General features: G+C 65.1%; 5 protein-coding genes. 3 read left to right on the forward strand and 2 right to left on the reverse strand.

What is annotated here, in order from left to right; translation table 11 throughout:
* Positions 1–63: 63 nt before the first annotated feature.
* Complete coding sequence (locus tag JMF82_RS17155; protein ID WP_201315768.1) at positions 64–432, forward strand: PilZ domain-containing protein; 369 nt, start codon at positions 64–66, stop codon at positions 430–432.
* Positions 433–506: 74 nt separating this feature from the next.
* Here JMF82_RS17155 and JMF82_RS17160 read toward each other — a convergent pair whose 3' ends face one another.
* Positions 507–2195, reverse strand: a complete 1689-nt coding sequence (locus JMF82_RS17160; protein ID WP_201315769.1) for a long-chain-fatty-acid--CoA ligase — start codon at positions 2193–2195, stop codon at positions 507–509.
* A 152-nt stretch (positions 2196–2347) separates the two neighbouring features.
* On the opposite strand from JMF82_RS17160, the gene JMF82_RS17165 reads away from it, so the two are divergent.
* Positions 2348–2767, forward strand: a complete 420-nt coding sequence (locus JMF82_RS17165; protein ID WP_201315770.1) for a nuclear transport factor 2 family protein — start codon at positions 2348–2350, stop codon at positions 2765–2767.
* A gap of 431 nt (positions 2768–3198) precedes the next feature.
* On the opposite strand, the gene acnA is transcribed toward JMF82_RS17165, so the two are convergent.
* Positions 3199–5952: an aconitate hydratase AcnA gene (gene acnA, locus JMF82_RS17170; RefSeq protein ID WP_201315771.1), complete on the reverse strand. Its 2754-nt coding sequence runs from the start codon at positions 5950–5952 to the stop codon at positions 3199–3201.
* Positions 5953–6526: 574 nt separating this feature from the next.
* Between acnA and JMF82_RS17175 the strand changes: the two genes are divergently transcribed.
* Complete coding sequence (locus JMF82_RS17175; RefSeq protein WP_201315772.1) at positions 6527–9118, forward strand: bifunctional aconitate hydratase 2/2-methylisocitrate dehydratase; 2592 nt, start codon at positions 6527–6529, stop codon at positions 9116–9118.
* Positions 9119–9374 lie beyond the last annotated feature (256 nt).

The following is a 9374-nucleotide window of genomic DNA, read 5'->3' on the forward strand; positions in this document are numbered from 1 at the left end:
GGGCGGCACGTTTTGGAAAGAGCAGTCGGCGCATGCGCGCCTGGTGCGGGGAGAGTCGGCAGGATGAGCAAAGCGGAAGACAATGCCCGGAACGGTTCCGACCAGGAACAACTGCGTCCGGCGCGCATGCGGATCGAAACCACGGTGCTGATGAGCCGCGGCGACGAATCGCATCCCACCGAACTGGTGGATATCTCCGCGACGGGCGTCCTGCTACGCCGCCCGCTGGGCTGGGAAGGCGAGCAGGGGCAGAGCTGGATCCTCGACATGATCTTTGGCCACGATCTGCATATTCATCTGGAGGCGCAGGTCATGCGCATCTCCGACCGCCATCTGGGTTTCGCCTATACGCGCATCCCGGAAGACAAGCAGGTACCGTTGTGGAACCTGCTCGGCGGTTACGCCGATATCCTGGAACTCTGGCACGACTGATCGCCGGTTGCCTCAGTACAAGGCAAAACGCCCGCCGTTCGGCGGGCGTTTTCGTTGGTGGGCGCGTGTTGCGCTCAGCCGTGGGCAGCCGCCGGCTTCTTTTCGTCGCGCAGCTCGCGGCGCAGGATCTTGCCCACGTTGCTCTTGGGCAGGCTGTCGCGGAACTCGATCAACTTCGGGCGCTTGTAGCCGGTGAGGTTGTCGTGGCAGAACTTCTTGAGTTCTTCCACGGTGAGCTTCGGGTCCTTGCGCACCACGAACAGCTTCACCACTTCGCCGGAATGTTCGTCGGGTATGCCTATCGCGGCCACCTCGGCCACGCCGGGGTGCTGCATGACGACGTCTTCGACTTCGTTGGGGTACACGTTGAAGCCGGACACCAGGATCATGTCCTTCTTGCGGTCCACGATGTAGACATAGCCGCTCTCGTCCATGCGGGCGATGTCGCCAGTGTGCAGCCAGCCGTCGGATCCCAGCACCTTGGCGGTTTCCTCGGGACGCTGCCAATAGCCCTTCATCACCTGCGGACCGTGCACCATCAGCTCGCCCACTTCGCCGATCGGCAGCGGCTGGCCTTCCTCGGACCAGATGGCGACGTCGGTAGAGGGGATCGGCAAACCGATCGAGCCGTTGTAGTCCTTGAGATCCAGCGGATTGATGCACGCCGCCGGCGAGGTCTCGGTCAGGCCGTAGGCCTCGACCAGGGTGCAACCGGTCACTTTCTTCCAGCGCTCGGCCACCGCGCGCTGCACTGCCATGCCGCCGCCCAGGCTCAGGTGCAGGCGCGAGAAATCGAGTTCCGCGAAACCCGGCGTGTTGAGCAGGCCGTTGAACAAGGTATTGACGCCGGTGAGTGCGGTGAAGTTGGACTGCTTGAGTTCCTTGACGAAGCCGGGCATGTCGCGCGGGTTGGTGATCAGCCAGTTCAGACCGCCCAGGCGCATGAACACCAGTCCGTTCGCGGTGAGCGAAAAGATGTGGTACAGCGGCAGGGCGGTGATGATCACTTCCTCGCCGGGCTTGGCGTTGGCGCCGATCCACGCGCCTGCCTGCATCATGTTGGCCACCATGTTGCCGTGCGTGAGCATCGCGCCCTTGGCCACGCCGGTGGTGCCGCCGGTGTATTGCAGGAAGGCGATGTCGTCGTGGCCCAGCTGCACCTTCGGCAACGGGTGCGAGGCACCCTGCGACAGCGCATCGCGGAAACGCACCGCGTGCGGAATGCTGTACGGCGGCACCATCTTCTTGATGTTCTTGAGCACGAAGTTGATGGCCACGCCCTTGAGGCCGAGCAGGTCGCCGATACCCGTGGTGATGACGTGCTTCACTTCCGTCTCGGCCACCACCTGCTGCAGCGTGGCGGCAAAGTTGTCCAGCACCACGATGGCCTTGGCGCCGGCGTCCTCGAGCTGGTGCTTGAGTTCGCGCGCGGTGTACATCGGGTTGGTGTTGACCACCACCATGCCCGCGCGCAGCGCGCCGAACAGGGCGATGGGGTACTGCAGGACGTTGGGCATCATGATCGCGATGCGATCGCCCTTGGCCAGCTTGAGGACGCCGGTGAGATAGCCGGCGAACTGGCGGCTCAGTTCATCGATCTGGCCGTAGCTGAGCTGCTTGCCGAAGCTGGCGAAGGCGGGGCGCTGGCGGAAGCGCTCGAAGGCTTCTTCCACGACGGCGGCCACGGAGGCGTACTGGTTGGTGTCGATCTGCGCGGGGACGCCTTCCGGATAGTGGGCCAGCCACGGACGCTCATTGCTCATGTGGAATCCAAAGCTCCTTCGTTGTTCGGCCCGTTGGTGATGGTGGCACGGCTGGGGCAAGATGGCGACGCGGCATTGGAGCATACGCTCGCGTATAGCGGCAAGCCGCGCCGCAGCGAGATTCCGGGGGAACGTCCGTGCAAAAACTGCTTATGAAACCACTGCTTTGCGCCGTGCTGGCGCTGGGTCTCGCGGCCTGCCACCGCACGCCCGACGAAAGTCGGGTGCGCCACGGTATCGAAACCGCCCAGCACGCGGCCGAGCAGGTGGACGCGTCTGCATTGGGCGACGTCATGACCGACGATTTCACCGGCAACAACGGCGAACTGGAACGACGCCAGTTGCTCGGCATGCTCCGTGCGGCCGCGTTCCGGGGCGAGACGATTCATGCGCTTACCGGCCCGGTGACGGTCGAGCCGCGAGGCGACCGCTATGTCGCGCGCTTCACCGTCACGCTGACCAGCGGGGGCAAGCTGCTGCCCGCGCAGATCGGTGTATACGAAGTGGAGACGGCGTGGCGGAAGGACGGGCGCGAATGGCGCTGCTATTCGGCCACCTGGAAGTCTGCGTAGGGCGCTGTCGAGCTCGGCCTTTGGCGGGGGCCAGTGCGAGACAAGCCGACGGAGCGGTGACGCTGTGAGGCTGCGGTCGCGCACAGGGTGCGCTCCTACATTTGGGAGGCGAGGCGAAACTGCGAGGCGCCGGCTCTTCTGTAGGAGCGCGACCCAGTGCGCGACAAGCCGACGGAGCGGTGACGCTGTGAGGCTGCGGTCGCGCACAGGGTGCGCCCCTACATTTGGGGAGGTGAGGCGAAACCGTGTGCGCCAGCTCTTCTGTAGGAGCGCACCCAGTGCGCGACAAACCTACGGAGCGGTAACGCCGTGAGCCCGCGGTCGCGCACAGGGTGCCCTCCTGCAAATGAAGAATGGAAGGGCACGCGACGCTGACAAAAGAAAATGCCGCCAACGGGCGGCATTTTCCTTCTACCCGAACAGGCGTGGCTTCAGGCCGCGGTCTTCTTCCCGGCCAGCTGGCGCAGCACGTACTGCAGGATGCCGCCGTGGCGGAAGAACTCGCGTTCCTTCGGCGTCAGCAGCAACACCTTCACCTTGAAGGTCTTCTGGCTGCCGTCGGCGCCGGTGGCGGTGACCTTGGCGGTCTTCGACTCGCCGCCGTCCAGGCCGACGACGTCGAACGTCTCCTTGCCGGTCAGGCCCAGCGACTGCGCGTTCTGGCCGTCCTCGAACTGCAGCGGCAACACGCCCATGCCGACCAGGTTGGAACGGTGGATGCGCTCGAAGCTCTCCGCGATCACCGCCTTCACGCCCAGCAGCAACGTGCCCTTGGCGGCCCAGTCGCGCGAAGAGCCGGTGCCGTATTCCTTGCCGGCGATGACCACGAGCGGCGTCTTCTCGGCCTTGTACTTCATGGCCGCGTCATAGATGGCCAGCTGCTCGCCCGAGGGAACGTGCAGGGTGTAGCCGCCTTCGACGCCGTTGAGCATGAGGTTCTTGATGCGGATGTTGGCGAAGGTGCCGCGCACCATCACATCGTCGTTGCCGCGGCGCGAGCCGTAGGAGTTGAAGTCCTTCGGGTCCACGCCCTTGCCGATCAGGAAGCGGCCGGCGGGGCTGTCCTTCTTGATCGAACCGGCGGGCGAGATGTGGTCGGTGGTGATGGAGTCGCCGAACAGGCCCAGCACACGTGCGCCGTGGATGTCCTCGACCGTGCCCGGCTCCTTGCTCATGCCTTCGAAGTAAGGCGGGTTCTTGATGTAGGTGGAGTCGTCCCACCTGTACACGTCGCCATCCGGAGAGGCGATGTGGTTCCAGCGGCTGTCGCCCTTGAACACATCGGCGTAGCTCTTCTCGAACATCTGCGGATTGATGGCGCCGGCGATGGTGTCCGAGATTTCCTTGTTGGTCGGCCAGATGTCCTTGAGGAACACCGGCTTGCCGTCGCTGCCCGTGCCCAGCGGCTCCCTGGTGAGGTCGATGTCCAGCGTGCCGGCCAGCGCATAGGCGACCACCAGCGGCGGCGAAGCGAGATAGTTCATCTTCACTTCGGGATGGACGCGGCCTTCGAAGTTGCGGTTGCCCGAGAGCACCGACGCCACCGCGAGGTCGCCCTCGGCGATGCCCTTGCTGATTTCCACCGGCAGCGGGCCGGAGTTGCCGATGCAGGTGGTGCAGCCGTAGCCGACGATGTAGAAGCCGACCTTTTCCAGCTCCTTCAGCAGGCCGGTCTTTTCCAGGTAGTCGGTAACCACCTTGGAGCCCGGGCCGATCGAGGTCTTCACCCAAGGCTGCGCCTTCAACCCCTTGGCGGCGGCCTTCTTCGCGACGAGACCGGCGCCGAGCATCACGCTGGGGTTGGAGGTGTTGGTGCACGAGGTGATCGCGGCGATCACCACGGCGCCGTCACCGAGCTTGAAGGACGCGCCGTCCTTCTCCACGCGCACGCCGCCGTCGGTGATGTCGTTGGCGGGGTTGCCGATCGCCGCCGAGCCGCCTTCGGCGATGAAGTCGGCCGTTTCGGCGTTGCGCGGACGACGGTTGGCGGTCAGCGGGCCGACGGCATCCTGGAAACTCTTCTGCACGCCTTCCAGCAGCACGCGATCCTGCGGGCGCTTGGGGCCGGCCAGCGAAGGCTTCACGTCGGCCAGGTCGAGTTCCAGGGTGGTGGTGAAGCGCGGCTCCACCGCGTTCTCGTCATGCCACATGCCCTGCGCCTTGGCATAGGCTTCGACCAGCTTGATCTGTTCCTCGCTGCGGCCGGACAGGTGCAGGTAGTTCAGTGCTTCCTGGTCGATCGGGAAGATGCCGCAGGTCGCGCCGTATTCCGGTGCCATGTTGCCGATGGTGGCGCGGTCGGCCAACGCGAGATGCTTCAGGCCACTGCCGAAGAATTCCACGAACTTGCCCACCACGCCGAGCTTGCGCAGCATCTGGGTGACGGTGAGCACGAGGTCGGTGGCGGTGACGCCTTCGGACAGCTTGCCGGTGAGCTTGAAGCCCACCACCTGCGGAATCAGCATGGAGGACGGCTGGCCGAGCATGGCCGCTTCGGCCTCGATGCCACCCACGCCCCAGCCCAGCACGCCGATGCCGTTGATCATGGTGGTATGCGAGTCGGTACCGAACACGGTGTCGGGGTAGGCCCACGGCTGGCCGTCCTTGTTCGCGGTGAACACGACGCGGGCGAGATGCTCCAGGTTCACCTGGTGCACGATGCCCGTGCGCGGCGGCACCACCTTGAAGTTGTCGAACGCTTTCTGGCCCCAGCGCAGGAACGAATAGCGCTCCTGGTTGCGATGGAATTCGATCTCCACGTTCTGCTCGAGCGCAGCCTCGGAACCATAGACGTCGACCTGCACGGAGTGGTCGATCACCAGTTCGGCCGGCGCCAGCGGATTGATCTGCTTGGCATCGCCGCCGAGCTTCACCACGGCGTCGCGCATGGCCGCGAGGTCGACCACGCAGGGCACGCCGGTGAAGTCCTGCAGTACCACGCGCGCCGGCATGAAGGCGATTTCGGTATCGGGTTCGGCCTTGGCGTCCCAACGGGCCACCGCCTCGATTTCCTTGGCGGTGACGTTGACGCCATCTTCGTGGCGCAACAGGTTCTCCAGCAGGATCTTGAGCGAGAAAGGCAGGGTCTTGAGGTCAAACCGCTGGCCGAGCTTGGCGAGACTGGCGATCTGGTACGGGCTGCCGTTGACGGTGAGGGTGTCGCGGGTGGCGAATGAATCCAGCATGGGCTAACTCCTGTTGCTTGAGTCTGGCGAACGCGCGGGGGCGTAACTTGGGGATCCTAAGGCACGGAACGTGAGGGGAATTGCAAGGATGGCCTCGCCCTTCACGGCCGTCATTCCGGCACGGGCCGGAATCCAGTAACGACCACGCCACGGTTATCGCACCAGGTCGGGCCTTGAAGGTCATCGCGAAAAACGGCCAGGAACGCGACTGGATTCCGGCCTGCGCCGGAATGACGAGTGTGGGAACTGAGGTGGACCTTTTCTCTCCAATGCCCGGGCACTGCACCCAGTTTGGGCCAAAACGGGGGTGGTGCAAGAGACCCGATCGGGGATTGCGCCATGTTCCCATTGCAAGATTTCGAACGCTGCCGGAAGCGTTGTCTTGCGTTGCGGCGCTTGTGTCGCGGCTGGCAAAATAAGGGGCTGTCATGCCGCCCCAAAGCGGCGTGGCGACAGGGTTTCATGCCTTGTCGAGCGCCGGTAGCGGCCACGCGGAACCTCCCCTGGGCGAATCCGCCGCGGTGGTGCAAGCCATCGCTCGCTGCCCCTTACGTTGTTCACCGGACGAGATCACATGCTTAACGCCTACCGCCAACACGTTGCCGAGCGCGCCGCGCTGGGTATCCCGCCGCTGCCGCTGTCGGCCCAGCAGACCGCCGACCTGATCGAGCTGCTGAAGAATCCGCCCGCGGGCGAGGAAGCCTTCCTGGTCGACCTCATCACCCACCGCGTGCCGGCTGGCGTGGACGATGCGGCCAAGGTCAAGGCCTCGTACCTGGCGGCCGTGGCATTCGGCACCGAGAAGAGCGCGCTGATCTCGCGCGAGAAGGCCACCGAGCTGCTTGGCACCATGCTGGGCGGCTACAACATCCATCCGCTGATCGAACTGCTCGACGACGCACAGGTGGGCACCGTCGCCGCGAATGCGCTCAAGCACACGCTGCTGATGTTCGATGCCTTTCACGACGTCAAGGAAAAGGCCGACAAGGGCAATGCCAACGCCAAGGCCGTGCTGCAGAGCTGGGCCGACGCCGAGTGGTTCACCAGCAAGCCGGAAGTGCCGCAGAGCCTGACCATCACCGTGTTCAAGGTGCCGGGCGAAACCAACACCGACGACCTGTCGCCGGCGCCCGACGCCACCACGCGCCCGGACATCCCGCTGCACGCGCTGGCCATGCTGAAGAACAAGCGCGACGGCGCGCCGTTCCAGCCGGAAGAAGACGGCAAGCGCGGCCCGATCCAACTCGTCCAGGATCTGGCGAAGCAGGGTCACCTGGTGGCCTACGTGGGTGACGTGGTCGGCACCGGTTCCAGCCGCAAGTCGGCCACCAACTCCGTGCTGTGGTGGACCGGCGAAGACATCCCGTTCATCCCGAACAAGCGCTTCGGCGGCGTGTGCCTGGGCAGCAAGATCGCCCCGATCTTCTACAACACGATGGAAGACGCCGGCGCGCTGCCGATCGAACTCGACGTTTCCAGGATGGAAATGGGCGACGTCGTCGAGCTGCGCCCGTATGAAGGCAAGGCGCTGAAGAACGGTGAAGTGATCGCCGAGTTCCAGGTGAAGTCCGACGTGCTGTTCGACGAAGTGCGCGCGGGTGGCCGCATCCCGCTGATCATCGGCCGCGGCCTCACCGCCAAGGCGCGCGAAGCGCTGGGCCTGCCGGTCTCCACGCTGTTCCGCCTGCCGCAGCAGCCGGCCGCCACCGGCAAGGGCTACACGCTGGCGCAGAAGATGGTCGGTCGCGCCGTTGGCCTGCCGGAAGGCCAGGGCGTGCGCCCGGGCACCTACTGCGAGCCGAAGATGACCTCGGTGGGTTCGCAGGACACCACCGGCCCGATGACCCGCGACGAGCTGAAGGATCTGGCCTGCCTGGGCTTCTCCGCCGACCTCGTCATGCAGTCGTTCTGCCACACCGCTGCCTATCCGAAGCCGGTGGACGTGAAGACCCACCACACGCTGCCGGAATTCATCAGCACCCGTGGCGGCATCTCGCTGCGCCCGGGCGACGGCGTGATCCATTCGTGGCTCAACCGCATGCTGCTGCCCGACACCGTGGGCACTGGCGGCGACAGCCACACCCGTTTCCCGATCGGCATCTCGTTCCCGGCCGGTTCGGGCCTGGTGGCCTTCGCGGCCGCCACCGGCGTGATGCCGCTGGACATGCCCGAATCCGTGCTGGTGCGCTTCAAGGGCGAGCTGCAGCCGGGCGTCACCCTGCGTGACCTCGTCAACGCGATTCCGCTGTACGCGATCAAGCAGGGCCTGCTGACCGTCGCCAAGCAGGGCAAGAAGAACATCTTCTCGGGCCGCATCCTCGAGATCGAAGGTCTGCCGAACCTGAAGGTGGAGCAGGCGTTCGAGCTGTCCGACGCCTCGGCCGAACGTTCCGCCGCCGGTTGCACGGTGCACCTGGACAAGGCCCCGATCATCGAATACATGAACAGCAACATCACGCTGCTCAAGGTGATGATCGCCCAGGGCTACAAGGACCCGCGCAGCCTGCAGCGCCGCATCAAGGCGATGGAAGCCTGGCTCGCCAACCCGCAGCTGCTGGAGCGCGATGCCGACGCCGAATACGCCGCCGTCATCGAGATCGACCTGGCCGACGTGCACGAGCCCATCGTGGCCTGCCCGAACGACCCGGACGACGTGAAGACGCTCAGCGACGTGGCCGGCGCCACCATCGATGAAGTGTTCATCGGTTCGTGCATGACCAATATCGGTCACTTCCGCGCGGCGTCGAAGCTGCTGGAAGGCAAGCGCGACATCCCGACCCGCCTGTGGGTGGCTCCGCCGACCAAGATGGACCAGGAGCAGCTGACCGAGGAAGGCCACTACGGCGTGCTCGGCACCGCCGGCGCCCGCATGGAAATGCCGGGCTGCTCGCTGTGCATGGGCAACCAGGCTCAGGTGCGCGAGGGCGCCACGGTGTTCTCCACTTCCACCCGCAACTTCCCCAATCGCCTCGGCAAGAACTCCAACGTGTACCTGGGCTCGGCCGAGCTGGCCGCGATCTGCTCGCGCCTGGGCCGCATCCCGACCAAGCAGGAGTACATGGCGGACATCGGCGTGATCAATGCCAATGGCGAGAAGATCTACAAGTACATGAACTTCAACCAGATCGCCGACTACCAGGAAGTGGCCGATACGGTCACCGCGTAAGCCGGTCGTTCGTTGAAAGAAACAGGGAAGGGCGGCGCAAGCCGCCCTTCTTTTTTGCCGGGCCTACTGCCTTCTCGTAGGAGCGCACCCAGTGGGCGACCGTGGTGCATCGGTGTCGCCGCTTCGTTGGCTTGTCGCGCACTGGGTGCGCTCCTACAGAGGACATCGCGCAAATGGGGTGCTGCCTGCATTTTGTAGGAGCCCACCCAGTGGGCGACCGCGGCGCATCGGTGTCGCCGCTTCGTTGGCTTGTCGC

This window comes from Dyella sp. EPa41 (genome assembly GCF_016586165.1).
GTDB lineage: Bacteria > Pseudomonadota > Gammaproteobacteria > Xanthomonadales > Rhodanobacteraceae > Dyella.